Annotated in this window: 20 protein-coding genes and 1 pseudogene; 10 read left to right on the forward strand and 11 right to left on the reverse strand. The window is 71.4% G+C overall.

The annotated features are described in order from the left end of the window. Nucleotides 1-4: 4 nt before the first annotated feature. From RKD20_RS20165 to RKD20_RS20185, 5 genes and pseudogenes are all read left to right on the forward strand, one after another. Nucleotides 5-913, forward strand: coding sequence for a hypothetical protein (locus RKD20_RS20165; RefSeq protein ID WP_424878925.1), 909 nt, complete (start codon nt 5-7; stop codon nt 911-913). Further along, nucleotides 910-2,220, forward strand: a complete 1,311-nt coding sequence (locus tag RKD20_RS20170) for an OmpA family protein (protein WP_424878926.1) — start codon at nt 910-912, stop codon at nt 2,218-2,220. Before RKD20_RS20165 ends, RKD20_RS20170 begins: the two co-directional genes overlap by 4 nt. Nucleotides 2,221-2,233: 13 nt before the next feature. Beyond that, complete coding sequence (locus tag RKD20_RS20175; protein WP_424878927.1) at nt 2,234-3,700, forward strand: hypothetical protein; 1,467 nt, start codon at nt 2,234-2,236, stop codon at nt 3,698-3,700. Then, on the forward strand, nt 3,697-4,128 hold the full coding sequence (locus tag RKD20_RS20180; RefSeq protein WP_424878928.1) for a hypothetical protein: 432 nt from the start codon (nt 3,697-3,699) through the stop codon (nt 4,126-4,128). Before RKD20_RS20175 ends, RKD20_RS20180 begins: the two co-directional genes overlap by 4 nt. A gap of 714 nt (nt 4,129-4,842) precedes the next feature. Continuing rightward, a pseudogene (locus RKD20_RS20185) lies at nt 4,843-5,036 on the forward strand (short-chain dehydrogenase); the annotation flags it as partial. 34 nt (nt 5,037-5,070) lie between these two features. On the opposite strand, the gene RKD20_RS20190 reads toward RKD20_RS20185, so the two are convergent. The 5 genes from RKD20_RS20190 to RKD20_RS20210 form a co-directional block, all read right to left on the reverse strand. Further along, nucleotides 5,071-5,673, reverse strand: coding sequence for a TetR/AcrR family transcriptional regulator (locus RKD20_RS20190; protein WP_424878929.1), 603 nt, complete (start codon nt 5,671-5,673; stop codon nt 5,071-5,073). Nucleotides 5,674-5,855: 182 nt separating this feature from the next. Further along, nucleotides 5,856-6,446, reverse strand: coding sequence for a class E sortase (locus RKD20_RS20195; RefSeq protein ID WP_424878930.1), 591 nt, complete (start codon nt 6,444-6,446; stop codon nt 5,856-5,858). Nucleotides 6,447-6,458: 12 nt separating this feature from the next. Next, nucleotides 6,459-6,632, reverse strand: coding sequence for a hypothetical protein (locus RKD20_RS20200; RefSeq protein WP_424878931.1), 174 nt, complete (start codon nt 6,630-6,632; stop codon nt 6,459-6,461). A gap of 47 nt (nt 6,633-6,679) precedes the next feature. Continuing rightward, nucleotides 6,680-7,729 (reverse strand): glycosyltransferase, encoded by a 1,050-nt coding sequence (locus RKD20_RS20205; RefSeq protein ID WP_424878932.1) that lies wholly within the window; start codon nt 7,727-7,729, stop codon nt 6,680-6,682. An 866-nt stretch (nt 7,730-8,595) separates the two neighbouring features. Continuing rightward, nucleotides 8,596-9,513 carry a LysR family transcriptional regulator gene (locus RKD20_RS20210; protein ID WP_424878933.1) on the reverse strand — a complete coding sequence of 306 codons (918 nt, stop codon included), beginning with the start codon at nt 9,511-9,513 and terminating at the stop codon, nt 8,596-8,598. Between the two features lie 133 nt (nt 9,514-9,646). Between RKD20_RS20210 and RKD20_RS20215 the strand changes: the two genes are divergently transcribed. From RKD20_RS20215 to RKD20_RS20225, 3 genes are all read left to right on the forward strand, one after another. After that, entirely contained in the window at nt 9,647-10,708 is a 1,062-nt protein-coding gene (locus RKD20_RS20215; RefSeq protein WP_424878934.1) for a DMT family transporter, read from the forward strand. 19 nt (nt 10,709-10,727) lie between these two features. Continuing rightward, nucleotides 10,728-11,135: a cyclase family protein gene (locus RKD20_RS20220; RefSeq protein ID WP_424878935.1), complete on the forward strand. Its 408-nt coding sequence runs from the start codon at nt 10,728-10,730 to the stop codon at nt 11,133-11,135. A gap of 236 nt (nt 11,136-11,371) precedes the next feature. Next, complete coding sequence (locus RKD20_RS20225) at nt 11,372-11,602, forward strand: hypothetical protein (RefSeq protein WP_020124050.1); 231 nt, start codon at nt 11,372-11,374, stop codon at nt 11,600-11,602. Here the strand turns inward: RKD20_RS20225 and mgtA are convergent. Both mgtA and RKD20_RS20235 read right to left on the reverse strand, forming a co-directional pair. Next, a complete protein-coding gene (mgtA, locus tag RKD20_RS20230; RefSeq protein ID WP_424878936.1) occupies nt 11,575-14,343 on the reverse strand; it encodes a magnesium-translocating P-type ATPase in 2,769 nt (922 codons plus the stop codon). The genes RKD20_RS20225 and mgtA overlap by 28 nt on opposite strands. A 529-nt stretch (nt 14,344-14,872) precedes the next feature. Further along, a complete protein-coding gene (locus tag RKD20_RS20235) occupies nt 14,873-15,232 on the reverse strand; it encodes an ArsR/SmtB family transcription factor (RefSeq protein WP_424878937.1) in 360 nt (119 codons plus the stop codon). Nucleotides 15,233-15,583: 351 nt separating this feature from the next. On the opposite strand from RKD20_RS20235, the gene RKD20_RS20240 reads away from it, so the two are divergent. Beyond that, nucleotides 15,584-19,546, forward strand: coding sequence for an AAA family ATPase (locus tag RKD20_RS20240; RefSeq protein WP_424878938.1), 3,963 nt, complete (start codon nt 15,584-15,586; stop codon nt 19,544-19,546). A 295-nt stretch (nt 19,547-19,841) separates the two neighbouring features. On the opposite strand, the gene RKD20_RS20245 is transcribed toward RKD20_RS20240, so the two are convergent. From RKD20_RS20245 to RKD20_RS20255, 3 genes are all read right to left on the reverse strand, one after another. Continuing rightward, nucleotides 19,842-21,077, reverse strand: a complete 1,236-nt coding sequence (locus RKD20_RS20245; RefSeq protein ID WP_424878939.1) for an amidohydrolase family protein — start codon at nt 21,075-21,077, stop codon at nt 19,842-19,844. A 112-nt stretch (nt 21,078-21,189) separates the two neighbouring features. Then, on the reverse strand, nt 21,190-21,972 hold the full coding sequence (locus RKD20_RS20250) for a TIGR03943 family putative permease subunit (protein WP_424878940.1): 783 nt from the start codon (nt 21,970-21,972) through the stop codon (nt 21,190-21,192). Further along, nucleotides 21,969-22,994, reverse strand: coding sequence for a permease (locus RKD20_RS20255; RefSeq protein WP_424878941.1), 1,026 nt, complete (start codon nt 22,992-22,994; stop codon nt 21,969-21,971). The genes RKD20_RS20250 and RKD20_RS20255 overlap by 4 nt, the downstream gene beginning before the upstream one ends. 219 nt (nt 22,995-23,213) lie before the next feature. On the opposite strand from RKD20_RS20255, the gene RKD20_RS20260 reads away from it, so the two are divergent. Further along, complete coding sequence (locus tag RKD20_RS20260) at nt 23,214-25,061, forward strand: NAD-binding protein (protein ID WP_424883275.1); 1,848 nt, start codon at nt 23,214-23,216, stop codon at nt 25,059-25,061. An 88-nt stretch (nt 25,062-25,149) separates the two neighbouring features. Here RKD20_RS20260 and RKD20_RS20265 read toward each other — a convergent pair whose 3' ends face one another. Next, nucleotides 25,150-26,964 (reverse strand): prolyl oligopeptidase family serine peptidase, encoded by a 1,815-nt coding sequence (locus tag RKD20_RS20265; RefSeq protein ID WP_424878942.1) that lies wholly within the window; start codon nt 26,962-26,964, stop codon nt 25,150-25,152. Nucleotides 26,965-26,994: the final 30 nt, after the last annotated feature.

The following is a 26,994-nucleotide window of genomic DNA, read 5'->3' on the forward strand; positions in this document are numbered from 1 at the left end:
GTCTGTGTCGAACACCCGCAAGAAGGGCCTCTGGGCCAGGCTGCGTGACTGGTGGCGCGGCCGTCCCGAACACGACCGCGACCAGACCACCGGCGCGACCTCGGAGCACGTCGCCGAATGGGAGTCGCCCGCACCTCTCTCCGTGGAGCCGGTCCGCCCCGAGGCGTACGCCGAACTGGTCCCGGCCGCAGAGCCGTTGCTGCTCGCGGCGGAGGGCGACGTCTTCGAGTTCCTGGTGCTGCCCCACTTCCGCTGGCACAGCCGCGAGATGTCGGTCGAGCAGCTGCGTAGGCGGGCCGGCGCGCTGTCGGCCGAAGCACGCGACGAACTCCTCAAGAGGTCCTGGTCGCTGGCGCGCACCTGTGACCCCGTCGACGCGGCCAAGGCCGAGGAGCTGATCAACTCCGAGCTGTCCGAGGGCTGGTGCTACGAGGACGAGGACGGCCTCGTCAAGTGCCGTCCCACGGTCCGGATCCGTATCGACCCGGCCCTGCGCGACCGGATGCGGCCCACCCGGCTGGAAGCCCAGGCGATGAAGGAGGACCTGAGCGTCGGGCTGCTCAGGGCGGAGCACGCCAGGCGGCTCACCGAGGAGTGGCTCCAGGTGATCGCGGGCCTTGAGCACTCGGGTGAACTCACGCCGGTGCAGCGGCAGTTCCTGCTCCCCTTCGCGGCGGCACTCGCCGACGGCGACTTCGCGGCCGCGACCGACGCCCTGCGGACCGTGCGGCGCACCGGCGCCGTCGCCCTGGCCAACGTGCTCAACCAGGCCACCAAGAACCACGAGGAGATCGGGCTCTTCGAGTTTGCCAACGCCTACGACAAGGCCCTGAACAGCTTCTCCCAGCAGATGGGGCTCACTCCCTTCTCCTGGATCCTGAACGGGGACAACCCGCCGGACGGTGAGCGGTGAGGACAGGACAGCAGGCCCGCACCGGCCGCGCCTCGCGGTTCGCCCCGGCGCAGCGTCGCCGGGGCCGGGGCCGCCTGAGCAGAACCGTCACACCCGTTCTCCTCCTGCCGGTGCTGGTGGCCGGGCTGCTCTCCGGCTGCGCGTCGGGCCCGGACCACGAGGCCGCCCGATGCGGCTGGATGCGGAAGACCGCGGACGGTACCTCCCCCGGTCAGTCGGGGCACACGGTGATCCTCGTCGACGTCTCGTCGTCGGTGCGCGGCTCGACCCCGGCCTCCGGCGGCGTCGACCAGGCCGCCGGCGTCAAGGCGAGCATTCCCGACTGGCTCCGCGGGGTGGGGACCGTGTCCGTCGCCACCTTCGGCGGTGCCGCGCATGACGTCCGGTGGACCGCGGCCGGCTGGGCAGCGAAACCCGCCTCCGGCGGCAACGAGGTCACCCGGCGCAGGCACGCGGGGTCCGTACCGGACTGCATCGTGCAGGCGGTAGCCAAGGCCCAGTCCACAGTGCCCGCCCGCGAGGGCAGCGACGTACTGGGCGCCGTACGGGAAGTTAGTACCGTCCTCGCAGGCAGCAGGGGGACACGCAGGCTGATCGTCCTCACCGACGGCCTGCCCACGACCGGGTGTGCCGACCTTCGCGACGCCGGTTTCGACGGGGCCCTGGAGACCGACGCGATCGTGCAGCGTTGCTCGGCCGACAAGGAAGTGACAACCAGGACGCTTGCCTCCGTAGAAACGGTTTTTGTGGGTTTGGGACAGACCGCGGACAACGAGCCACAGCCCTCACCCGCGCAAGAGGAGTGGGTCACCGGTCTGTGGCGACGGCTTTGCGCGGCCGCTCACCCGAAGCCGGCCGAGCCCACCGACTGCGCGGTGAGTGAGGTCACGGCGCCTCGGACACTCAGCGGCAAGGCGTCGCGGCGACCCGGCGACCCGGCCGTCGAGTTCCCGGAGCGTACCTGGAAGCAGGCCGGAGCCAGGGCGCTGTTCGACCCGAACTCCGCCGTCCTGCGGGCCGCCGCGCTTCCCCAGCTGGCCAAGATTGCTGTCCAGGTCCGGGACCTGGACGGGGTACGCATCCGCGTTCTCGGTTACGTCGATCCCCGCGGCGGCTCCGGCAACAACCTGACGCTGTCCCAGGCCCGCGCGAATGCTGTCAGGAACGAACTCGAACGGCTCGGTGTGCGGGGCGTGATCGCTGTGGGCAAGGGCGTCCCGGACGGCTGTCCCGGAGCGGCGGACAGCCTGGGGACGGAACAGGAACTCCAGTGCGAGCGCCGCGTCGACATCGCGGTCGTCCGATGAGAGGAGAGGACAGATGAGCAGCAAGAACGGCCACCCGGCACAAGGCGGTGTGGTGCTGGGCGCGGCCAAGAACTGCCCGAACGGGTGGGAATCGGACCTGGCGGAGGCTCCGCCGGTCCGCCTGGTCGACCGTACGGACAGTCGCGAACGAGCCGTGCTGATGCGAGCGTTCAGCACCAGTAACTCCTCCTTGACCGAGGGCCGTTCAAGTCTGGGTGCCGCCTGCGCGGCCGTCGTCGAGTCCGCACAGCGCGTGGCGGGCGCCGTCGCCGCCGTCGACCGGTTCAGGCTCACCGGGGGAGCGCTGCCGACCATGTCGGCGGCACCGGTGGCCGTCGTGCGCGGCGATGTGGCCGTGGTGATGGAGCAGCGGAGCCCCGAGGTGTCCCGTCGGCCTCGAGTGTCCGGGATGTGGCGTCGGTTGGTCTGGCCGGTGACCGCCGCCGGTGCGCTCTTCGACGCGGCCTTCATGGGCTCCGTGGTTCAGCAGATACTGGATGTCGACCAGGGCTCGATGCAGTACTGGCTCGCTTACCTGCCCGGCCTCGCCATCTCGGTCTGTCTGCTGGCGGCCGGGACGCTCCTCGCCGAGCGCATGGCGCTTGCGCGCGGAGATCGGGAGGCTGCCGTGGCCGGCCACGGCAGCCGACACTGGTGGCGTCCGCTGGTGGTTCCCTGGCTGTTCGTTCTCACCATCCTCGGCCTCATAGTCACCTGCGGTGTGGTGCGGGTGCTGATCGCCACTGAGGATTCGGGCGACAGCTATCTGGCGCTCTTCCAGCCGGTCGTCGTGGTGCTCCTGCTGCTGCTCGGTATTGCGGCCGTGGCCACGAAGCTGCTCTCGCACGATCCCGAAGCGGCGGCAGACGCCGAGGCGGCAAGGCTCACCAAGAAGGCACACAAGGCCGAGCGCAAACGTGAGCAGGGTGCGGAGCGGGAACGGCGGGTGCACGCCGCGACCGCGGAGAAGGCACTGCGCAAGCGCATGAAGGCCGCCGACGAGCTGAATGACGTGGCACGCGACGCGCTGGTGGCACATGTCGCGACCTGGTTCGCCCTCAAGGCCGCGCTCGACGGGGCGGAACAGGACGCCCACAAGCAGTTGGAGGACGCGGCGTCCAGCCTGGTGGAGGAACGGGCCCGCACGGGGATGGCCGGCACGTTCGACTTCCCGCTGCGAGGGACCGAATGGCCAACTGAAGGGATATCCGTGATCCCGTGCGCTCCGCAGGGTGTTCTCATGCCGACACGCTTCGAGCCCGGTCCGCAGATCAGGCTGGACTTGCTCGCCGAGGCACGGAAGGTGCTCAAGCGTCATCATCCCGAGGGCCTCTCCGATCGTGTGGACAACGCCCTCAAGGCACTGAACCGACAGTGGCAGGGACCGAGGGAAGCCGAGAGCGAGACAGGCGAGGGCCGCGGGGATGAGCCGGGCGAGGGCGATAAGGATGCACCTTGTGAAAAAGGAGAAGGCGAATGAGCACCAGGGCGGGGGGCCCCGACGAGACCAGGGTGAAGCACCTCGAACTACTCCAGGTCACCATCAGCCGCTTCGGCACTAACTCCTTTCTCGTCAAGGGCTGGGCCATGGCGGTCAGCGGAGGGCTGGTCACCGTCGCGGCGGGGGGCGCCGGATGGGCTGTGGCGGTGATCGCCTTGGTGATGACCTCGGGTTTCTGGCTGCTGGACACCTATTACCTGGAACAGGAGAGGCTGTTCCGCTCTTTGTACGACCGTTCCCTGACACAGGAGTCCGACCGGATACCGGTGTTCAGCATGGACGTCGAACGCTATGCGCAGCCGGTCTCCTGGCGCGTGGTCGCCCTCTCCCGCACCATGAGGCTCTTTTACGGCACCTTCGCCCTGGCCGACATGGCGGCTGCGCTGTTCCTCTTCACGACGTCCTGATGCCTCGCTTCCACGCGCTCATCCCCGTTGACACCCTTGCGTGGGGCCAGCCCCTTCTGGCACGAGCAGTGCTGTGGATCAGAGGTGGGCGCCACACGTGACGTCGATGACCTGTCCCGTCACCGAGCGAGAGTCGTCGGAGCCAGGAAGGCCACGACGTCAGTGGAGTGACCCACATGGCCGAACACGGAAAGGTCGCCGCAGCCCGCTCGGCGGTGTCGTGCCGCGCAGCCAGGAGGCGTGCATGTCGGTGTCGATGATGCCCGGAGCCACCGAGTTGACCGCACGTCGCGGTGCTTCCTCCCCCAAGGTGTTTGGACGAAGCGTGGCCGAGCCCAGCCGAAGAAGAAGGCGAGCAAGCACCGAAGGAATTGAGCCAGGGCCGTGGTGAGTGTCTGACTGCGTGACAACCCCGGCGAACATTGGCGGACGGGCGTGAACGTCTGTGGACCATCCAGGCAGGTGAGAAGCGCAGTAGCTCGCAGCAGCGCCCCCGACCACTTGCTGGTGCGGGACGAAGAGGTCGTGGGTTCAAATCCCGCCACCCCGACCAGGTCAGAGGGCATCTACTACTTGAGTAGGTGCCCTCTTTCGTGCCCGGAGGGCCGAACAGGGGGCCAACCGAATTGCGTCAGGCCACCGCGTCGCCCTCGTCCTGGTCTTCCGTGTCCCCCTCTTCCTGATCTTCGGCGTCCCGCACGTCGCGGTGTGGCGCTCACGCCGCGCTTCGTGGGGCGCGCCGTCGCCCTCGCGACGTGGCGCAGTTCAACGGCTGGTCCCTCTCCAGCGGCGGACTCGCCCAGGTCTACGGCTTCAGGGACCTCGACGGCAGCCGCCCCGACTCCTTGCGCTACCTCGTCGAGGTCCAGGACGCGGGCAAACCGGCGGGCACGACCGGATGCCGGTGACCCGCATGCCGCCGGAGCGTGCTTGGCCGGGGGCCTACTCGTGTGGCCTGGAGAAGCGGTCGAGCAGTGCGTCCAATCCGGCTGCCAGGCCCTCCGGGCCGCCGCGTTCGGCGAGGGCGGGGGTGCTCTCGCGCAGCCTGGGCAGGTCCTTGGCGGGAAGGCGGTGCAGGCCGAACCGGAACGCGGGGTCCGGTTCCTCTGGATTGTCCACCATGGCGCACAGTTCCACCGACATATACCCGAGCACCCAGGCGGTGAAGGCGCGGAGGACTGTGGCGCTTTGGGCCTCGTCCAGTCCGGCGTCGCGGAGCAGGCTGAGCACCCGTTCGTGATCCCTGAGGACGGGCAGCGGCCTGCGGGCCAGCGGGACCGCCATCATGCGGGTGGCCAGCAGCGGCACCACATGGGGGTGGTCGATGCAGACGTGGTACATGGTCAGAGCGATGCGTTGCAGGTCGGCTCGCTGCTCGAAGTCACCGGCGGTCGGTGCCGCGGCCGGGACGGGCGCCTGGTCGAGGCGGTCCTCCAATTGCAGGTAGAGGGCCTCGACCAGCCCGTCCACCAGGGCTTCCTTGCCGGGCACGTAGCGGTACAGGCTCATGGCCTCCACGCCGAGATCGGCTCCCAGGAGACGCATGCTCAGTGCGGAGAGACCTTCGCGATCAACCAGTTCCAAAGCGCAGGCCAGGACACGCTCACGGCTGAGTCTCGCAGGACGCCCGCGGTCTCCGGATCGATCCGTGCCGGCGGCTGACTCGTTCGCCATTCGCCTGCCTCCTCAAGGCTCGACGCGGCGCCGGAGCCGATGCCACCTAGTGATCATTTCTCCAGCTCGCCCCATACGACGAGCCGGTGGACGTATGTGCCGTTCCAACCGCGGTCCGTACAGGTGGTGAGCGTGATCCGAGCCTTGTCCGGCCTGGCACCCGGCCTGTTGGGAACGGGAAGCACGACGCCGACGTCGGAGGGCTTGACGACCTCGGTCCGGGTGACCCGGTAGGCGTATGTCTTACGGTGCCAATAGACCTTGATTTCGTCGCCCTTTGTCAGGTCCGGCAGCCGATGAAACGGCTGCCCCCACCCCGTGCGGTGACCGGCAATCGCAAAGTTGCCGATTTCGCCCGGCATGGCCGTCCCCGGAAAGTGCCCGGGGCCCTTCGCAAGAGCACTCTGAGACACGCCCTCAACGATCACGGGGTCATAGCCCGAGCCGAATCGAGGAATCCTCAGCGTCGCGAGCGCGCCGCCTTCGTGAGGGGCCTCGGCCGACGCCTTGATCTCTTTGTGCAGTGTCTGCTGGATGGCTCTGTACTGATGGTCCGAGTGCCAGGTCCGGAGAAGCGTGAAGCCCCCCAGGAGCAAACCGACGAGTATCAGGCCGATACCCAGAAGTTGACTTGCCCTTTTCATGTCCGACCCCGGTCAGGACTCGTCCTTGACCTTTCGGGGAAAAAGCCGCAGCACAGCGAATCCCGACGAGATCAGAACGAACACGACGATCCAGAACCAGATGCTTCCCGGGCCGCCTGTGAGGGGCAGAACCCCTGCACCACTGGTTCCGCCCATTGTGGCCCCTGCGCCTGCATAGTTTGCCATGATTGTCTCCTCTTTCTGTTCGGTCCCTTTCCGGGGACTGCTTGGAACTACCAGTTCCGCTCTCGTTGAAGAGCTGTATCGACGAGCGCACGGAGGTGCACTCCCTGCAGAAACAGGTCGTAGAACCATTCCGGTATGACCAGCATCGAGGCAATTGACACACGCCAACCCCTGGATTTTGCGGTGACCGCCCGCTCAATCGCGTAGAAGGCGGTGAAGGCAATCCAGAACGGAGCAATTCTTATGCCCGATCCAGCAGCGAGGAACCACAGGACCGAACCTACGTATACGGTCGACACGGATACCCCGAGGAACGCCACGACCTGCCTGCCCCAACCTTCTGCGGTGTAACGAGTCACGCCGTAACCGATCAGATTCTCGAGCGCTCCGCGCTTCCAGCGAAGCCGCTGCTTCGCAAGGGCTCGCCATGTTTCCATGACTTCGGTACTCATGGTCGCGCGGGCCGGAGCGACGATGCGGAATCCGAGATGCTTCAGAGCGAGCGTGAGTTCGTTGTCCTCGGTCAGTGCCTTCGTGTCGTACACTCCGTCGGCCGGTGGCAGAAGACCAGATTCTCGGGCGGCGAGCACACCTTTCAGAGCGCCGGCCTTGAAAAGGCAGGCGGTGCCTGTCAGGCAAAGCACCTTGCCCTTCTTTCGAGCCGTGTCCCGGGCGTACCGGGCGAACTCATTGCGTTGGAAGACGCCACAGAGCTTGCCGCCCGAACGACCCCGGAAGTTCCCGCCCACGGCGCCGTAGCCCTGCCCCAACTTCCGGGTGGTCACCTCGATGAAGTGAGGATCCAGATAGGTGTCGGCGTCCTGGATGAGGATTGAGTCGTCGTCTGCCATGTTAGGCAGCAATCTGTCCAGCGCTCCGTTGAGATTGCCGGCCTTCTTATGCCTGTTGCCGACCGAATGCCAGACTTCGGCGCCCGCCTCTCGGGCAATTCGTTCCAGTTCTTCGGTTCGACCGCTGTCCTGGTGCGGATCCAGAGTCACGATGATGCGGTCCGCGGGACGTGTCTGCGTCTGCAGCGCATCGAGGACTTGGGGGAGCGAGTCCGTCTCCCTGTAGGCGGGTACGAGCGCCGTCACCCTCGGGGCTCCCGGCTCGGATTGCCGGCGAAGGGGGCTCGGGAAGGGCCGGTTGCAACTCGTCGTCATGTCGATCACCACGCACTCCGTGCGGCTGGAGGGCTGCCTTCTCGCCGCCCTGTCCGCGCTGCGCTCGTAAGTTTACGATGTATCCATACATACGACACTTAGTGCGTAATGTCAAGGTTTGACTGCATCGCCGCTCGGGCCTCCCATGCCTGCCGGGGCGATATGAAGCGCTTCGAGAAATACGGAGTTCACCGACGCGACGGGCGCCCGGGTCCTGAAGACCGACGCCGACGCGGGCCGGCCGTGGCCGAACGGACGGCGGCCGCCCTGAGGGAACCGGGGCTCTCGGCCTGGCAGGACTCCGTCAGGTCGGGGGGATCTTGCTGTTTGGTGTGTGGCCCAGGGTCGGGCCAGGGGCTGGTGGCACGTGGCGCACAGGCCGGTCCAGCAGTTCAAGGTCTTGGAGGCCATCGAGGATCGCAACGATCGACGTCCGGGCGACACAAAGACTGCACAACGCCGGCTTCTCGGTCGGCTTCGCCCTGCGCGGCGAGGCCCAGCCAGTCCGGACGCCTGGGAGCCATCCGGGAGCCGACCCGCTCCCCGAGCCTTGCGGTCGTGAGCGCAGTACAGAACGTGGCGCCACGGACACGGGCTGCCACGCGACTTCTAGGATGCTCTGACTTTGGGCTCAGTCGCCGTCGTCCGCCTCGCTGCGCCTGCGATCGCGCTCGTACCTCCGTCCCAGAGACCCTGGCCGGCGCTCCCACCACCACGACCACCCCCCGCGACCTCCCCGCCTGACCCACGCGGCTGCCACGGAGCCGGGCCGGGTGCGGGTGGGCACCCGGATGGGGTCAGTGCGCCGCAGGCCCCGTGGGTGGGTCGGTGGCTGCTGCGTCCCGGAGTGCTGACAGGAGGTCGCGGAGGGCGGGCTGGTCGAGGGCGGTTTCGCGGGCCACCGCCGAGATCACGCGGACCGGTTCGGGGTTGCGGACCGGTCGTACGACAACGCCGGGGTGGCGGCCGCGCAGCCCCAGCCTCGGCATCAGACCGACGCCGAGGCCGGCCGCGACGAAGCCCTGCGCGGTGGCGTAGTCCTCGCTGCGGATGACGAAGTCGGGGCTGAACCCGGCCGCCGCGCAGGAGTCGATCACCGGTTCCAGGCACGGGCCGGGTGGCTCGCTGCCGACCCACTGCTCCCCGGCCAGCTCGTGCAGGTCGATGACCTCCCGGTCCGCGAGCGGATGCCCCAGGGGCAGGACGGCCGCGTACGGGTCGTCCAGGAGGTGGACGAGACGGAAGCCGTCGCCCGTCCGGCCCCGCGCCTGGACCACCACGGCCAGATCGGCCCGGCCGCGGGCCACCTCCTGGAACGGGTCCTCCGGGTCGGCGAGTTCGAGGTCGACCCGGACCCCGGGGTGTTCCGCGCGGAGCCGGGCCAGGGCCGGGGCCACCAGCGTGGAACCCGCCGTGGCGAAATACCGGACGGACAGGGTGCCGATGCGTCCGGCGCGGAGGTCGGCGAGGGCGCTTTCCGCCTGGGCGACCGCCGAGCTGATCAGGGCCGCGTGCTCGGTGAGCAGCAGACCGGCGGGGGTGGGCCGCACCCCGCGCCCGACCCGTTCGAGCAGTTCGGTGCCGGCCTGCTTCTCCAGCGCCGCCACCTGCTGACTCACGGCGGACGGTGTGTAGCCGAGGTGGGCCGCGGCCGCGGTGACCGTCCCGCTGGTGACCACCGCACGCAGAACCTGGAGGCGCCTCACATCAAGCATGTAGCACAGCTTAACAGACCGGGTAGAACCATTTGCTTGTCCTCACAGTTCACCTGGGGCATGGTCGAAGAACGGGACGGAACGGCCCACCTGCAGGGCCAGGGCCGCATGTCGGCCGGACGGAGGAATCATCGTGAACAGTGGGACACGGAGTCCGCGGGGCGGGGTGCGGGTGGCCGTGCTCGCCCTGTTGTGGGGCTCGACCTTTCTCTGGATCGAACTGGCGCTGCGCGGTCTCTCCCCGCTCCAGGTCACGTTCGTCCGCTGCCTCCTCGGCGCGCTCGTCCTCACCGTCGCCTGCTACGCGTCGGGCCGGCGCCTGCCGCGTGGCCGTACCGTCTGGCGTCACATCGTCGTCGCGGCCTTCTTCTGCAACGCGCTCCCCTTCGCCCTGTTCAGCCTGGGCCAGCAGACCGTCGACTCCGGCCTCGCGGGGGTCCTGAACGCCACCACCCCGCTGTGGTCGATCGCCCTCGGCCTGGCCCTCGGCTCGGAACGCGGACTGCGCCCGGTCCGCCTCACGGGCCTGCTGCTCGGCTTCGCCGGCACGATCCTCATCCTCGCCCCGTGGCAGTCGGCCGGGGCCACCGGCTGGGGAACCCTCGCCATTCTCGGCGCGGCCGCCAGCTACGCCGTCGCCTTCACCTACATGGGCCGCACCCTGGTGCGCAGGGGCACCCCGACCATCTCGCTCTCGGCCGCCCAGCTGGTCGCCGCGAGCGGGCTGACCGCCGTCGCGCTGCCGGTCGGCGGCCTGGAGTCGATCGACCCGGGCCCGGTGGTCGTGGTCGCGGCCCTGGTCCTCAGCGTCTTCTGCACGGCGATCACCTTCCACCTCACCTACCGGATCATCAACGACGAGGGCGCCACCAACGCCGCCGTGGTCGGCTACCTGCTGCCCGTGGTCTCCGTGCTCCTCGGCGCGATCGTCCTGGGCGAGGGCCTCAGCGTCCGGGTCGTACTGGGCATGGCCGTGGTCCTCGCGGGAGTCGGGATGACCCGCCGCAAGGATCCGCCGGCCACGGCTCCGGCCCGGACCGGCGAGCAAGAGGAAGAGGAAGAGGAAGAGGGGCAGAGGCGGGGGCGGGGGCAGGGGCAGGGGCAGGACTTGGAAGGGGCCTCGGGCTCGTCGGCGCACCCGGAGGACACACCCGTGAAGGCCACCCGTCGCCCGGCGCTGGAGAACGCCGGATGACCTCCGGCGAACCCCGGCTGTGGTCGGCGTACCGCGAGCTGACCAAGGGCACGGTCCGCACCGACCTCACCCATGCCTTCCGACCGGGGCAGCCGCACTTCGCGGGCTTCGACGCCACCCCGGCCCTGGACGACGTACGGGCTGGGAGCGGCGCAACGGCCGGTTCCCGCCCGGGGCGTTCGTCGCCCTGCGCACTGGGTGGAACCGTCGCTGGCCGGACCCGGTGGCGACGGCAACCGGGGCCAGGCGGGCACCAGTCACACCCGGCTGGTCGGCCGAGGTTCTGACGTACCTCTTCGAGGACGCGGGCGTCACCGCCATCGGCCACGAGCAGGCCGACACGGACCCCGGAGCCGCCGCCCCGCAGGCGACCACGGCCTGGAGGCGTACGTCCTGGGCCGCGACCGCCGGCAGATCGCACTGCTGACCAGCCTTGGCCGGCTCCCCGAGTCGGGAGCCCTCGTCGTCGCCACCTGTCCCAAGCCGTACGCCGGTTCCGGCTTCCCGGCCCGGGGGTTCGCGGTGCATCCGGCGGTGGGAGAGCCGCGCATCCGGCGGTGTGAGAGCCGCACCCGGCCGTGTGAGAGCCGCACCCGTCGCGGCATCAGCCCTCCACGACGATTGCGCAACCTCTAAACTGTCGGCGTGGACGCAGCGGAGACAGTGGAGACGGCCGACGTGACCGGGTGGGAAGTCGCCGTCCTCGACGGCGGACCGGCCGACGGGATGCGGGTCAAGGTCGCGGACCGGCCCCGGGTCGTGCAGGTGTCGTACCCCTGCCGGGCGGAGGGCGCGCCGTCCGGGGTGCGGGTGGACGGCGTCTACGTCTACCGGCTCGATCACGGCGTGACGGACGAACCCCTGCGCTACGGCTTCGACATCGCCTGCCCCTGAGAGGCGTCAGTCTCCGGGAGCGCAACCGTGCGCCGGCGCTCGTAGTGCGTCCGCGCCGCCAGCAGGCCCACGGCGTACAGGGCCAGGACGGCCGCGAGCAGTCCGTAGTACACGCCGGGCAGCGCGCTCAGGCCCAGGGCCGCGCCCGACGGGGACGCGGGCAGGAGCAGGCCGATCGCGGCCAGTGCGGCGGCGGACCAGGTCACCGGGCCCGGCCGCCGGCCGGCGCGGCCCGGTGAGCCCAGGGACAGCAGCACCATCACCACGGCCTGCGTCAGCAGGTTCTCCGTGAACCAGCCCGAGTGGAACAGCGACTCGTCGTCCCCCGGGCCCCGCAGGGCGAAGGCCAGGACACCGAAGGTCGCCAGGTCCGCCACGGCGTTCAGGGCGCCGAATCCGACGATGAACCGAAGCAGCTCGCGGGGGTCCAGGACGCTCGGCCGGCGCAGGGCGGCCTGGGTGGGACGGTCGTGGGCGAAGGCCAGTTGGGCCGCGTCGAAGCACAGGTTCTGGACGAGGACCTGGGCCGGGAGCATCGGCAGGAACGGCAGGAGGAGGCCCGCGGAGAGCATCGCGATCACGTTGCCGAGGTTCGAGGAGAGCGTGATGCGCAGATACGTGGCGATGTTGCCGCCCGCGTGACGGCCGGCGGCGACCGCGTGGCCGATCGCGGTGAGATCCTTCCCGGCGAGGACCAGGTCCGCGCTCTCCCTGGTCACCCCGGCCGCGTCGCGGGGGGCGATGCCCACGTCGGCGGTGCGCAGGGCGGGCAGGTCGTTGACGCCGTCGCCGAGGAAGCCGACCGTGTGGCCGCCGGCCTGGAGGGCCCGGGTGACGCGGGTCTTGTGCTCGGGGGTGCAGCGGGCGAAGACGGTCGTACGACGGGCCAGTTCGGTGAGCTCGGGGTCGGTGAGGGTGTCGAGGCGGTCGGCGGTCAGGACACCGGCCACCGGGACCCCCAGATCACGGCAGGCCCGGACCGCGGTGCCCGGGTGGTCGCCGGTGAGGATCTTGACGGTGACGCCCCGCCCGGCCAGTCCCGCGAGGGCCTCGGCGGCGGTGGGGGCGAGGTCGTCCCGGAAGGTGAGCAGTCCGCGGAAGGTGAGGCCGCGTTCGCGGGGGCGGTCCCCGGCGGGGCGTTCGGTGGTGGCCACGGCGAGGACGCGCAGCCCGTCCGCGGCCTGTGCGTCGGCCAGGTCGCGCACCCGGGTGCGCTCGTCGTCGGACAGCGCGCACCGTCCCAGTACGGCCTCCACGGCTCCCTTGGTGATCAGGGTGTGCGTGCCGAACCGGCCGGGGGTGCGGACGACCACGGTGGCCAGGCGGCGGACCGGGTCGAAGGGGAGGGCCGTGACACCGTCGTACGACGTGAGGCTGTCCTCGTCGGCGGCGGCGAGCAGGGCCTCGTCCAGCGCGTCGGGCGCGGGGAGGTCGGCGAGCTGGAGCGACCACCAGGCGGCGGCCGCCGCCCAGCGCGCCACCTCGGGGTCGTCGTGGCCGTCCGCGTCCAGCGCGCGGTGGACGACCGGGCGGTCCTGGGTGAGGGTGCCGGTCTTGTCCACGCACAGGACGTCCATGGCGCCGATGTCGTGCAGGGCGGGGAGCCGTCGCACGATGACGCCGTGGGTACGGGCCAGGAGGGCGGCGCCGCGGGCCAGGCAGGTGGTGACGACGACCGGCAGCATCTCCGGGGTCAGCCCGACCGCCACCGCGACGGCGAAGGGGAGGGTCTCCAGACCGCGCCCGCGCAGGGCGGCGTTGGCCATGAGGACCAGGGGCGGGGTCAGCAGCGCGAACCGGATCAGGATCCAGGAGACGCCCTGGACGGAGCGTTCGAAGCTGGTCGCCGGGGGTTTTCCGGTACGCCGGTGGGCGGCGGCGAAACGGGTGTCGCCGGCGGTCGCGGTGACCACGGCGGTGGCGCTGCCGGAGGCGACGCTGCTGCCCTGGAAGCAGTACCGGGGGTCCTGGAGGACACCGCCGTCCCCGGGGTCGTCCCCCGCGTCCTTCTCCACCGGTCTGGACTCTCCGGTGAGCGCGGCCTGGTGGACGGTGAGTCCGGTCGACCGCAGCAGCCGTACGTCCGCGGGGACCAGGTCGCCGGGGCCGAGCCGTACGACGTCGCCGGGGACGAGTTCCTCGACCGGGATCTCGCGGGTGACCGGGGCCGTGTCCTCGTCGGTCCGGCGCTGGACCGTGACGGTGGTCGCCACCAGGCGGCGCAGTCCGGCCGTGGAGCGGTCGGCCCGGTGTTCGCCGGACGCCCGCAGGACGCAGCTCACGACGACCAGCAGGAGGATCACCGAGGCGGTGCCCCAGGCGAGGACGGCGGCCGACACCAGTCCCAGACAGAGCAGCACGGCGGTGAAGGGGTCCCGCAGACTCCGTGCGAACAGGCGGGGCCAGGAGGGGTCCCGGGCATCCGGAACCACATTCGCACCGACCCGCGCCAACCGCTCCGCCGCCTGCCCCTCGGTCAGCCCGCGCGGCCCACTGTCCAGCCGACGGAGAACTTCGAGGAGGCCCGCGACGGGGGTGCCGCCTCGGCCGACCGCACCGGCCGCACCGGCCGCGGGAGGAAGAGCACGCAGGACAGGAGGACCGGGCGAGGAGGAAGCGGGCGCAGTGTCGTGGGCGACCGGATGCGCGGGGACGGGGGTGGGGGCAGCGGGACTCGGTGGGCGGGGAGCGGCCGGATCGCCTGTCAGCCCGGCCCCAGGAGCAGATGCAGGCGGAACCACGACAAAGGATCCGGACGCCGACCCGACCGCACCCGCAGGCGCAGGAGCGGAAGCGACCGAATCACCCGTCAGCCCGGCCTCAAGAGCAGACGCAGGCGGAACCACGACAAAGGATCCGGACGCCGGCCCGACCGCACCCGCAGGCGCAGGAGCGGAAGCGACCGAATCACCCGTCAGCCCGGCCTCAAGAGCAGACGCAGGCGGGGCTGCGACGAAAGCACCGGACGCCGGCCCGACCGGACCCGCGGGCACAGCCGGGGAAACCGGCCCAGGCGCCGGCCCGCCTGGTACAGCAGGCGCGGCCGTCGCCCCGTCCCCGGCACCAGGCGCAGACAGCGCCCCGCCCCCGGCACTCAGCTCTGCCACCGCCCCAGCCGGTTCAGCGGGCGGCCCGTCCGGCACGGCACTCCTGGACACGACCCGATCCCCCACGGCACCCCCGGACCCCGCCCCGTCCGAAGCCGCAGGCGCAGCAGGCCCAGCCGGCGCGGCAGACGGGGCGCCGTCCTCCCCTCGCGCCCCCGACCGCTCAGACACCGGCCTCGCGCAGTCGGTCCGAGTTCGCGGAGGGTGTTTCCCGGGCCGTCAGTTGGCCGACCATGACGCGGACCACGGTCACGATGTCGGAGTCGTCGACGTAGTAGATCTGCCGGCGCCCCTCGCGGCGCGAACGCACGAGCCCGGCGAGTTTCAGTTTCGCCAGGTGCTGGCTGACCGCGGGCAGCGCGCCGCCGACCCGGTCGGCGAGGTGGGTGACGTCGCTCTCGCCCTGGGACAGCGCCCACATGATGTGCAGCCGGGCCGAGGACGCGAGGAGTCCGAACACGGCGGCCGCCTCGGCGAGCACCTCCGCCGACGGGTCCTGGAAACCGCCGACGATCTTCGCCACAGCCCTCTCCCGTCATCGAAACGTCGGACCAAGTGTAGGGGCGGCACAGTGATCGTCCCGCTTCGTCCGGTACCGGTCCCTCCCCTCGTGGGGACCGGTACCGGAGGAAGCGGGTGACCGTGGGCGGAATGCGGCCGAGAACGTACGGCGCGCTGGTTGGCGTGCGGGGCGCCGGGCTGGTGGCCTGTCATGGCGTCGCCCGATGGCTGCGCCGCAGGTCATGATCCTGCCAGCCAGGGGGTCCACAGAGGAGGTTCCGGTGCCGGAGCCAGTGCGTTACCGCAGGTCAGGCATATAAAGTGAGTTTTCCGGTCCGGATTCAACCGCGAGGGAAGTAAGGGGTGGAAGACCTTGAGCTCCGACTCAGGAGCACGTACGGCCTTCGCGGAGCGTCTCGCACTGTTGTACAGGGAGGCAGGCAATCCGCCTCTCAAGCGCGTGTCCGAGGGAGTCGGCCGACTCCAGCGGGTGGACGAGCGGGGGCGCCCCGTCCGGGTCTCCGCACAGCGGATCAGCGACTGGCGGCGGGCCCGGAACGTGCCCGCTCAGTTCACCGCCCTCGCGGCCGTGCTGCACATCCTCATTCCCGAAGCCCGGCGGATCAGTCCCACCCCCGTCTCGGCCGGTCTGTACGACCTCGGCCAGTGGCAGCGGCTGTGGGAGCGCGCGCTGGCGCCGGACGAGGACGAAGGCTCCCAGCCCGAGCCCCCGGCCGGAGTCTGCCCCTACCGCGGTCTGGCCTCCTACCGGCAGGAGGACGCCCGCTGGTTCTTCGGCCGGGAACGCAGCACGGAGGCTCTCGTCAAGCTGCTCCGCTCGGCGGCCGGGACCGGCACCGGCGGTCTGGTGATGCTCGTGGGCGCCTCGGGTGCGGGCAAGTCCTCGCTGCTCAACGCCGGTCTGGTGACCGCCCTGGAGGAGGGCGCGCTCGGCGGTGCCGGTGCGGACGGCGGCCGCACGGTCCTCCAGCTGGTGCCGGGCGCCGACCCGCTCACGGAGCTGACCTGCCGAATACCCGAGCTGAAGCCCGTCGCCTCCGCCATGGAGACGATCGGGCCGGACATCGACCATCCCCCCGAATTCGCGCACGCCGTCCGGGAAGCGGTCGCCTCGTGGGCTCAGCGCGAGGCCGCCACCGCCCGGCCGGTGGTGATCGTCGACCAGTTCGAGGAGGCGTTCACGCTCTGCTCGGACGAGACGGCGAGGCGTACGTTCGTCCGGCTGCTGCACGCCGCGTGCACGCCCGCCGGCCCGGACTCGCCCGCGCCCGCCCTGGTCCTGCTCGGCATCCGCGCCGACTTCTACGAGCGCTGCCTCGACCACCCCGAGCTGGCCGACGCGCTCCAGCACCGGCACATGGTGCTCGGACCGCTCACCGACGGGGAACTGCGCGAGGCCGTGACGGGTCCGGCCCGGGCCGTGGGCCTGGAGCTGGAGCCGGGGCTCGCCGAGCTGATCGTGCGCGAGGTGAGCGCCGACGGTCCGCGCGGGGCGCATGACGCGGGTGTCCTGCCGTTGCTCTCGCACGCCCTGCTCGCGACCTGGCAGCGCCGCAAGGCGGGCCGGCTGACCCTGGCGGGCTATCGCGCGGCCGGCGGAATCCAGGGCGCGGTGGCGGCGACCGCCGAGCGGGCCTGGACCGGTCTGGACCCGGCGGCGCGTACGGCGGCCCGGTTGCTGCTGCTGCGCCTGGTGCGGCTCGGCGAGGACACCCAGGCCACGCGCAGGCGCGGCACCCGGCGCCGACTGGCCGCCGAGTCGACGGACCCGGCCAAGACGGAGGAGTCGCTCGAAGCGCTGGTGCGGGCCCGTCTGGTGACGCTGGACGCGGAGACCGTGGAGATCACCCACGAGGCGCTGCTGACGGCGTGGCCGCGGCTGCGCGAGTGGATCGACGAGGACCGCAGCGACCATCTGCTGCGCCAGCGCATCGAGGAGGACGGCCGTTCCTGGGAGGGCTCGAACCGCGACTCCTCGCTGCTGTACCGGGGATCACGGCTCGAACAGGCCCGCACCTGGGCGAAGTCCGCCGGGGACACCTATCTGACCCGCAGCGCGGTGGAGTTCCTGGCCGCCTCGGTCCGGCTGCGCCGGCGTACGGTCCTGATCGCCCGGGGCGCGGTGTCGGCGCTGGTCGTCCTCGCGATGGTGGCCGTCGGTTCGGCGGTGGTGGCCTGGCAGCAGCGCAACGACGCCGTGTTCGAGCAGGTCGTCGCGGAGGCGGACCGCGTCCAGTACGCGGATCCCTCGCTGTCCGCCCGGATCGACCTGGTCGCGCACCGGCTGCGGCCCGACGACGAGGGCACCAACACCCGGCTGATCTCCATCGTCAACGCGCCCCTGGCCACTCCGCTCACCGGCCACACCGGTGCCGTGTACCTGACCTCGTTCAGCCCGGACGGAAAGCTCCTCGCGACCGCCGGCTACGACCGGACCGTCCGGCTGTGGGACGTCAGCGACCGCCGGCACCCCAAGGCGCTGGGCAAACCCCTCGCCGGCGGCACGAGCTGGGTGAGCAGCGCGGTCTTCAGCCCGGACGGCAGGACGCTGGCCAGTGCCGGGGACGACGGGAGGATCCGGCGGTGGGACCTCGCCGACCCCCGGCACCCGAAACCGCTCGGCGCTCCCCTGACCGGCCATGGCGGGACCATCTACCTGATCGCGTTCAGCCCGGACGGGCGCACGCTGGCCTCCGCCGGTGAGGACCGCACCGTACGGCTGTGGAACACGCGCGACGCGCAGCGGCCGCCGACCGTCCTGACCGGTGCAGGTGCCGCCGTGCGGTCCGTGGCGTGGAGCCCCGACGGGCGCACGCTGGCGGCCGGTGGCGACGACGACTCGGTCCGCCTGTGGAACACCACCGACGTGCGGCGGCCCCGGGCGTACGACAGGGTGCTGAAGGGGCACACGGGTCTCGTGCACTCGGTCGCCTTCAGTCCGGACGGGACCGAGCTGGCCAGCGGCAGCGCGGACGACACCGTCCGGCTGTGGGACGTGCGGGACCCGGCCGACCCGCGTCAGGTCGGCTCGCCGCTCACCGGCCACACCGGTCCGATCTGGTCCGTGGCCTTCAGCCCGGACGGCAGGATGCTCGCCGCCGCCAGCGCGGACAGCACGGCGAGTCTGTGGAACGTGAGCGACCCGGCGTACCCCTCGCAGGTCGGCGAGCCCCTGGCCGGAAGCAGCGGTGAGATGTACGCGCTGGGCTTCAGCCCCGACGGCCGTACGCTCGCGACCGGCAGCGGCGACAGCAAGGTGCGCCTGTGGGCGCTCCCGGCGGGAGACCTGGTGGGCAGCAGCGGGGCGTTCCGGCGGGACGGCAAGGTACTCGCGACGGCCGGCCGGGACGGCCGGATCCGGCTGTGGAACGTGACGGACCCGGCCCGGCCCGTGGCCCTGGGCAAGCCGTTCACACCCGTGGTGCGCGACCCGTTCTCCCAGGTGCTGTTCTCCCCCGACGCCCGCACTCTCGCGGTACTCACCACCGGCAGGGTGCAGCTGTGGGACGTCACCGACCCGGTCCACCCCGTCCCGCACGCTCCGGCGCTCGTCCTGCACTCCCGGTTCATGGGCCCGGACGCGCTGGCGTTCAGCCCGGACGGACGCACCCTGGCCACCGCCTACGACAGCCGCAGCCTCCAGCTGTGGGACGTCACCGACCCGGCCCACCCGGTCTCCCACGGCCCGATCGCCGGCCACCGGGGGTACATCGACGGCCTCACCTTCAGCCCGGACGGACGCACCCTGGCCAGCAGCAGCGCGGACGGCACGATCCGGCTGTGGAAGGTGACGGACCCGGCCCGTCCGACCCTGCTCGGCAAGCCGCTCACCGGGCACACCGGGCCCGTCAACGTGCTCGTCTTCAGCCCGGACGGACGCACCCTGGCCAGCGGGGGCGACGACGACACTGTCCGGCTCTGGGACGTGGCCGACCCCGCGCACGCCGAGCAGACGGGTGCCCCCCTCACCGGGCACACCGAGGCGGTCGTGTCGCTGACGTACACCCGCGACGGCGCGAGGCTGGCCAGCGGCGGCAACGACAACACGGTCCGGCTCTGGGACGTGGCGGACCCGTCCGCGGCCGCCCCCATCGGGCAGTCGATGAGCCCCAGCGCCAAGACCGGCAGCTTCCTGGCCTTCAGCCCCGACAGCCGCATGCTCGGGATCTCCAGCGGCACGGACACCATCCGGCTGTGGGACCTCGACGTCGACGAGGCGATCGACCGCATCTGCGCCACGACCGGCAACGTCCTGACCCGCCAGGAATGGGAGGAGTACCTGCCCCGGCTCTCGTACGATCCTCCCTGCGACTGAAAGCGCATTACGTGATCCCGATCACAACTCCTCCCCCCGGCTGAGCAGTCCGCTCCCGCTGTTCCATTTGCCTTGTTAGTCTTGGCCACAGCCCGACCGCTGGTGCATCCCCCGTCGCCAGCGGTCGGGTCTTTTCGTTCCTGAGCAGGTCGCGGGCTGGGGCGGTGCACACAACTGACCTGGCCGCGCTGGAGGCCGGTCCCGCGCTCGGCCGAGCGGCCTCCCGAACCCTGGACCGGCTCCCCGACGGCACCGCTGGCCGCCCTCGACGGGAGCCACTGACCGGACCGCCCCGCTACCGGTCGAAGCCGAGGTCCAGCATCCGGATCGCGTTGCCCCGCATCAGTTTGTAGATCACGTCCTCCGGGAGCCCGGCCACATGCTCCTCGGCGACCTTCTTGGTGTGCGGCCAGGTCGAGTCGACGTGCGGATAGTCGGTCTCGAAGGTCGCGTTGTCCACGCCGACGGTCTCGATGGCCTCGATGCCGTGCCGGTCGCGGAAGAAGCAGCAGAAGATCTGCCGGTAGTAGTACGTCGACGGCGGCTCCGGGATCAGGTCCTTGACCCCGCCCCAGGCCCGGTGCTCCTCCCAGACGTCGTCGGCGCGTTCCAGGGCGTACGGGATCCAGCCCATCTGGCCCTCACTGTACGCCAGCTTGAGCCGCGGGAACCTCACCAGGACCCCCGAGAAGAGGAAGTCCATCATCGAGGCCATGGCGTTGTTGAAGGACAGCGAGGCCTGCACGGCGGGCGGGGCGTCGGGGGACGCGGCCGGCATCTGCGAGCTGCTGCCGATGTGCATGTTGACGACCGTCCCGGTCTCCTGGCACGCGGCGAAGAACGGGTCCCAGTAGCCGGAGTGGATCGACGGCAGCCCCAGATGGGTGGGGATCTCGCTGAAGGTGACGGCCCGTACGCCCCGTTCGGCGTTGCGGCGGATCTCCGCGACCGCGAGCTCGATGTCCCACAGCGGGATCAGGCACAGCGGGATCAGCCGGCCCCCGCTGTCACCGCACCACTCCTCGACCATCCAGTCGTTGTAGGCGCGCACACAGGCGAGCCCGACCTCCTTGTCCTTGGCCTCGGCGAAGGTCTGCCCGCAGAACCGCGGGAAGGTGGGGAAGCACAGGGATGCCTCGACATGGTTCATCTCCATGTCCTCGATGCGGGCCTTGGGATCCCAGCAGCCCCGCCGCATCTGCTCGCGGGTGATCCCGTCGAGGGTCATCTCGTCCCGCGAGAAGCCGACGGCCGCGATGATCCGCTTGTACGGGAAGAGCTCGCCCTCGTACTCCCACCAGTCGGTGAGCTGGCCCTCCGGATCGGTGGTGAACCGGTACTTCCCGCCGACGTACGCGAGGTCCCCGATGCCGGCGGTGAGCGGCTTCGGCCCCCTGTCCCGGTACTTCGCCGGAAGCCAGGTCTCGAAGAGGTGCGCCGGCTCGATCACGTGATCGTCCACGCTGATGACTTTGGGGATGTCCCCGGTGCCCGGTCCCGTTCCGGTTCCGCTCTCGGTGGTGACGGCCATTGCCTGCCCCCTAGCCCGGTATCTGATGGGTCGTCAGATTGCAGGCTAGGGGGAGGCCCCCGCATCGGCAAGGGCCGGACGGGTCGGCGCGACGCGACCGAGGGGCTGGGTGTCAGTTGTTCCAGGTCTCGTCGTACGGGTCGTGCGGCGTCGGGACCGGCTCGGCCCGCGTGACCTGGAGGTACGGGATCGGGCCGCCGTTCACCGAGTCCTTGGTCCGCTTGGCCGTGTAGGTGCCGGTGACCTGGAGCCAGCCGTCCGGCTTGAGAACCGGCGGGACCTGCCCGGTCAGACCGACCTTGACCGGCTGGGCGTCCGCCGCACAGCAGTTGAGGGCCATGCGGACCAGGTAGGGAGCGCCGGAGCGGTCCAGGGCGACGAACCCGGTGATGGTGATCTGCCGTCCGCCGAGGCCCCGGCCGTGCTCGTAGACGGCCCGGCCCGCGTAGTCGGCGAGACCGAGCCGCAGGGGTCCGTCGGCGGGGAGCTTCTGATAGCCGTACGCCTGCTGCAGGGCCGTGCCCGTCCGCATCGCGCTGTAGGAGCCGAGGGCGGGCGGGGCGACGAGGATCAGGGCGAAGAGGGGGAGGACGAGGAGCCAGGAGACGCGGGGTTCCCGGTGGACGTGACCTTCTCCGTGGCCGTCTCCATCGCCCTCTCCGCGACCTTCCCCGTGGTCCTCTCCATGGCCTTCTCCGTGGCCTTCTCCGTGGTCCTTGTGCCGCCACTCGTACCAGGCGGTCGCCAGCGCCGTCGCGATGAGGACGACCCCGGCCGCCAGGACCAGCGGGCGCAGCCCCGCCTTGACGTAACGGAGGTAGAGGTCGGTGAGGCCCGCGTGCAGCAGGGCCGCACCCAGGACGAACAGGACTGCCGACTGTGCCTGCCGGTTCACAGCATCACCCACCCGGTCAGAACCGACACCACGATCGCCAGGGCGAGGGTGGCGGGCGCGAAGCGCAGGGCGAAGGCGCGTCCGAAGGTGCCCGTCTGCATCGCGAACAGCTTGAGGTCGATCATCGGGCCGACGACCAGGAAGGTCAGCCGCGCGGTCAGCGAGAACTGGGTGAGCGAGGCGGCCACGAACGCGTCCGCCTCCGAGCAGATCGACAGCACCACGGCGAGGGCGGCGAGCGCGAGCACGGCGATCACCGGGTTCTCCGCCGCCGTACGCAACCACGACTGCGGGACGACGGACTTCAGGGTCGCCGCCGCCATGGCGCCCACGACCAGGAAGCCGCCCGCGTGCATCACGTCGTGCCGGACCGAGCCCCAGAACGCGGCGCCCCTGCCCTGCCCCTCGTACTCATGACGGGCCGGCGGTTTCAGCAGGTCGGTGCGGCCGAGGCGCAGCCACAGCCAGCCCATCGCGCACGCCACCAGCAGGCTCGCGACCAGCCGGGCCACCACCATCTCGGGATCGCGCGGGAAGGCCACCGCGGTCGCCGTCAGCACGATCGGGTTGATCGCCGGGGCGGAGAGCAGGAAGGCGAGGGCCGCGGCCGGGGTGACACCCCTGCGGACCAGCGCTCCGGCCACCGGCACGGACGCGCACTCGCAGCCCGGCAGCACCGCGCCCGCCACCCCGGCCACCGGCACCGCGAGGGCCGGGTTCTTCGGCAGGGCGCGGGCGAAGAACGACGGCGGCACGAACACCGCTATCGCCGCCGACAGCAGCACCCCGAGCACCAGGAAGGGCAGCGCCTGGACGAGCACGGCGACGAACACCGTCATCCAGCTCTGCATGACCGGCGCGCCCAGCGCCCCGCGGATCGGCCCCTGGAGCAGCACCACCAGCAGCATCAGCAGGGTCAGCACGAGGGGGGAGTTCAGCCGCCGGTCGGCCTCGACCCGCGGTGCCGGGCGCGGGTCCTCGCCGGTGTCCCGCGTGGGCGGGGGTGCTTTGGTGACGGACACGGCCGGGGTCCCTCCGGAGGTGGGGTGCTGGTTTCCCTGTCCGTGCGTACGGCAGAGAACGTCCGATTGCTCAGTGTGCGCGACGGTTTGGGGATTTCTTGACGGAGGGTCTCCTCACCTGCCGCACGTGGCGACATCCGTCCCGGTGAGGCAGTCTTCTCCCTCGTGGGGAGCCTTCCGAACCAGAGTCCCGGGCCGCCGGGCGACGCGGCCGCGCACATGGTGGTGTGCGGGGACGACGGCCTCGCGCACCGGCTGGCGGCCGAGCTCAGAGGTGTCTACGGCGAGCAGGTCACGCTCGTCGTCCCGGCCTCCGAACGGACCGTACGGCCGCCGGTGGTGGTGCGGGCCCGGTCCGCGTCCGCGCTGCTCGACCGGGTGGTGACCGCGGCCGCCGGCCTGACCGGCAACGGCAACGGCAACGGCGCTGTCACCGCCGCCGGTGAACCCCCGAACGGCATACGGCTGATGGAGGCCGCCGAGCCCAACGAGGCGGCCCTCGCCGGGGCGGGCGTGGAACGCGCGGACGCCCTCGCGCTCGTGTACGACGACGACGAGACCAACATCCGCGCCGCCCTCACCGCCCGCCGTCTCAACCCCCGGCTGCGGCTCGTCCTGCGGCTCTACAACCGGCGCCTGGGCCAGCACATCGAGGAACTCCTCGACCAGGCCGCCACGTTGGCCACCGGCGGCCCGGCCGACGGGACCGGCTTCGACGCCTCCACGACCGTGCTCTCCGACGCCGACACCGCCGCGCCCGCACTGGCCGCCACCGCCCTCACCGGCACCAGCAAGGTCCTCCAGACCGGCGGCCTGCTGCTGCGGGCAGTCGAACGGCCGCCCGCCGGGGCCGGGGTGAGCGCCGCTCCGGGTCTTGCCACGCTCGCCCTGCTCTCGCCGACCGACAGCGCCGGGCTCGGCGGCGACCAGGGCCCGACCCTGCTGCCGGACGCGGCGGCGGTACGGGACGGCGGCGGACGTACGACCGTCGTGCTGGAGCAGGTGTCGTACGCCGGGCCCGCGCTGCCCGACGGGCGGGGGGTGATGCCCTGGTTCGCCTCGCTGTTCTCGCGGCGGCTGCGGTGGTCGCTGGCCGGGATGGTGGGGTGCGTGGTCGCGCTCGCCGTCGCACTGTGGCTGGTGACCGGGATCCATCCGCTGCGCGCCTTCTATCTGACCCTGCTCGACCTGTTCGCGATCGACGACCCCGCGATCGGCCAGTCCGTCGGACGGCAGATCCTCCAACTCCTTTCCGGACTCGCCGGACTGCTGCTCCTGCCGGTGCTCCTCGCGGCGGTCCTGGAGGCCCTCGGCACCTTCCGCACCACGTCCTCCCTGCGCAAACCGCCCCGGGGCCTCGGCGGCCATGTCGTGCTGCTCGGGCTCGGCAAGATCGGCACCCGGGTGCTGACCCGGCTGCGGGAGCTGAACATCCCCGTGGTGTGCGTCGAGTCCGACCCCGAGGCCCGCGGACTCGCCACGGCGCGGCGGCTGCGGGTGCCGGTGGTGCTCGGGGACGTCACCCAGGAGGGGGTCCTGGAGGCCGCCAAGATCCACCGCGCTCACGCACTGCTCGCGGTGACCAGCGCGGACACGACGAACCTGGAGGCCGTGCTGTACGCCCGGGCCGTCCACCCCGACCTGCGGGTGGTGCTGCGGCTGTACGACGACGACTTCGCCACGGCGGTGTACCGGACCCTGAGGGCCGCCCACCCCCGGGCCTCCACCCGCAGCCGAAGTGTCTCCCACCTGGCGGCTCCCGCCTTCGCCGGGGCGATGATGGGCCGCCAGATCCTGGGGGCCTTCCCGGTCGAGCGGCGGGTGCTGCTGTTCGCGGCGGTGGACGTGGGCGGACACCCCCAACTGGAGGGGAAAACAGTCGGGGAGGCGTTCCGGGCAGGCTTTTGGCGGGTGCTGGCCCTGGAGACGGCGACCGGCGGGAACTCCGCCCTGGTGTGGGACCTGCCGGACACGTACGTCCTGCGCGACACGGACCGCGTGCTGCTGGCGGCGACCAGGCGGGGACTGGCGGAACTCCTCGGCCGCAGGACCGGGTCACGCGGTTAGGGGCGCCGGGGCGCGGGGCTGCCTCACTGTGCGGCCCCGCCGCGGACGCGACCGGCCCCCGCGAACCCGCACCCGACCACGCTCCCCTCTACCCCAAGTGCCTCTCCGCGAAGTCCAGTTCCAGCTTCACCTGCTTGATCCGCTCGTCCACCACCAGCGAGCCGTGACCCGCGTCGTACCGGTACACCTCGTGCACCGCGCCCCTCGACTCCAGCCGCTTCACGTAGTTGTCGACCTGGCGGATGGGGCACCGCGGGTCGTTGACGCCCGCCGAGATGTACACCGGGGCCTTCACCTGGTCCACGTACGTCAAGGGCGACGATGCCTCGAAGCGCTCCGGCACCTCCTCCGGCGTACCGCCCAGCAGTGTCCGGTCCATCGCCTTCAGCGCTTCCATCTCGTCGTGGTACGCCGTGACGTAGTCGGCGACGGGCACCGCCGCGATCCCGAGGGCCCACGCGTCCGGCTGGGTGCCCAGGCCGAGGAGCGTGAGATAACCGCCCCAGGAACCGCCCGTGAGGATCAGACGGCCGGGGTCGGCGAGACCGGACGTGACCGCCCATTCCCGCACCGCCGCGATGTCCTCCAGCTCGATCAGGCCGACCCGGTGCTTCAGCGCGTCGGTCCACTCGCGCCCGTACCCCGTGGAGCCGCGGTAGTTGACCCGGACGACCGCGTACCCGTGGTCCACCCACGCCGCCGGACCCGCCGCAAACGAGTCGCTGTCGTGCCAGGTCGGGCCGCCGTGGATGTCGAAGACCGTCGGCAGCGGTCCCGTGGTCCCCGCCGGCTTCTGGACCAGGGCGTGGATCCGGCCGCCCGGGCCGTCCACCCACACGTCCTCGACCGGCACCGAACCGGGGGACTTCAGACCCGGCGGGTCCAGGACCACCTCGCCCGTCGTCGAGCGCACCGCCGACGGCTCGGCGGCCGAGGACCACAGGTACTCCACGCTGCCGTCGGGGCGGGCCGTCGCCCCGGAGACCGATCCGGGCGGGGTCGGGACCTTCTCCAGCTTGCCGCTGTCCAGGTCGTACCGGAAGAGCTCGCTGCGGGCCTCGAAGCTGTGCGCGATGAGCAGGCCCGTGCCGTCCGGGTACCACTCGGCGCCCACGTCACCGGGCAGGTCCAGGGCGAGGTCGGTCTCCTCGCCCGTGGCCACGTCCCACACCAGCGGCTCCCAACGGCCCCGCCGCTGATGACCGATGAGCAGCCGGGTGTCGCCGTCGACCGGGGCGAAGCCCAGGACCTCCAGGCCCAGCTCCTCGGTGCCGCCCCGGGTGTCGTCGAGCTCGGCGACCGCTCTGCCGTCGGGGCGCACCACGCGCAGCGCCGAGTGCATCGCGTCGCCGTGCTCGGTGTGCTCGATCGCGATCAGCGAGCCGTCGTGGGAGAGGTCGCCGACGCCGGCCGACTCACGGTGCCGGTAGATCTCCACCGGCTCCTCGCCGGTGCGCACGAGGTGGAGGGAGGTGCCCTCGTCGTCGGTGGAGCGGCCCACGACCGCCGTACGGCCGTCCCGGCCCAGGGCCACGCCCGCCGGGTAGGAGGCGTCCAGGCCCGGCGCGGCGAGCTCGTCCGCGCCGCCCTCGAAGGGCTGGCGGCGCCAGACGCCGAACTCGTCGCCGTCCTTGTCGTCGAACCACCAGATCCACGCGCCGTCCGGGGAGAGCACGCCGTCCGTGGTGCCGTTGGGCCGGTCCGTGACCTGCCGCTGGACGCCGGTGGCCCGGTCCCAGGCGTACAGCTCGTACGTCCCCGTGGCGTTGGAGACGAACAGGGAGCGGTCGGGGGCGTCCTCCGCCCAGTCGGGCAGCGACACCCGGGGCGCCCGGAAGCGCTTCTCCCAGTCCGGCATCTCGTTGTTCCGCTCGGCCGCGGCGGACCCGTTGCTCTCAGTCATGACCCCATACTGCCTGCCCTCACAGACAAT

This window comes from Streptomyces sp. SLBN-8D4, assembly GCF_049739545.1.
In the GTDB taxonomy this organism is placed as follows: Bacteria; Actinomycetota; Actinomycetes; order Streptomycetales; family Streptomycetaceae; genus Streptomyces; species Streptomyces canus_C.

What these genes read in the sequence shown, in the direction of transcription:
- RKD20_RS20175 (WP_424878927.1), top strand. Translation starts at nt 2,234, where the DNA reads ATGAGCAGCAAGAACGGCCACCCGGCACAAGGCGGTGTGGTGCTGGGC.
- RKD20_RS20180 (WP_424878928.1), top strand. Translation starts at nt 3,697, where the DNA reads ATGAGCACCAGGGCGGGGGGCCCCGACGAGACCAGGGTGAAGCACCTC.
- RKD20_RS20190 (WP_424878929.1), bottom strand. Translation starts at nt 5,673, where the DNA reads ATGCGTCTCCTGGGAGCCGATCTCGGCGTGGAGGCCATGAGCCTGTAC.
- RKD20_RS20195 (WP_424878930.1), bottom strand. Translation starts at nt 6,446, where the DNA reads ATGAAAAGGGCAAGTCAACTTCTGGGTATCGGCCTGATACTCGTCGGT.
- RKD20_RS20200 (WP_424878931.1), bottom strand. Translation starts at nt 6,632, where the DNA reads ATGGCAAACTATGCAGGCGCAGGGGCCACAATGGGCGGAACCAGTGGT.
- RKD20_RS20210 (WP_424878933.1), bottom strand. Translation starts at nt 9,513, where the DNA reads ATGCTTGATGTGAGGCGCCTCCAGGTTCTGCGTGCGGTGGTCACCAGC.
- RKD20_RS20245 (WP_424878939.1), bottom strand. Translation starts at nt 21,077, where the DNA reads ATGGCCGTCACCACCGAGAGCGGAACCGGAACGGGACCGGGCACCGGG.
- RKD20_RS20260 (WP_424883275.1), top strand. Translation starts at nt 23,214, where the DNA reads ATGGTGGTGTGCGGGGACGACGGCCTCGCGCACCGGCTGGCGGCCGAG.
- RKD20_RS20265 (WP_424878942.1), bottom strand. Translation starts at nt 26,964, where the DNA reads ATGACTGAGAGCAACGGGTCCGCCGCGGCCGAGCGGAACAACGAGATG.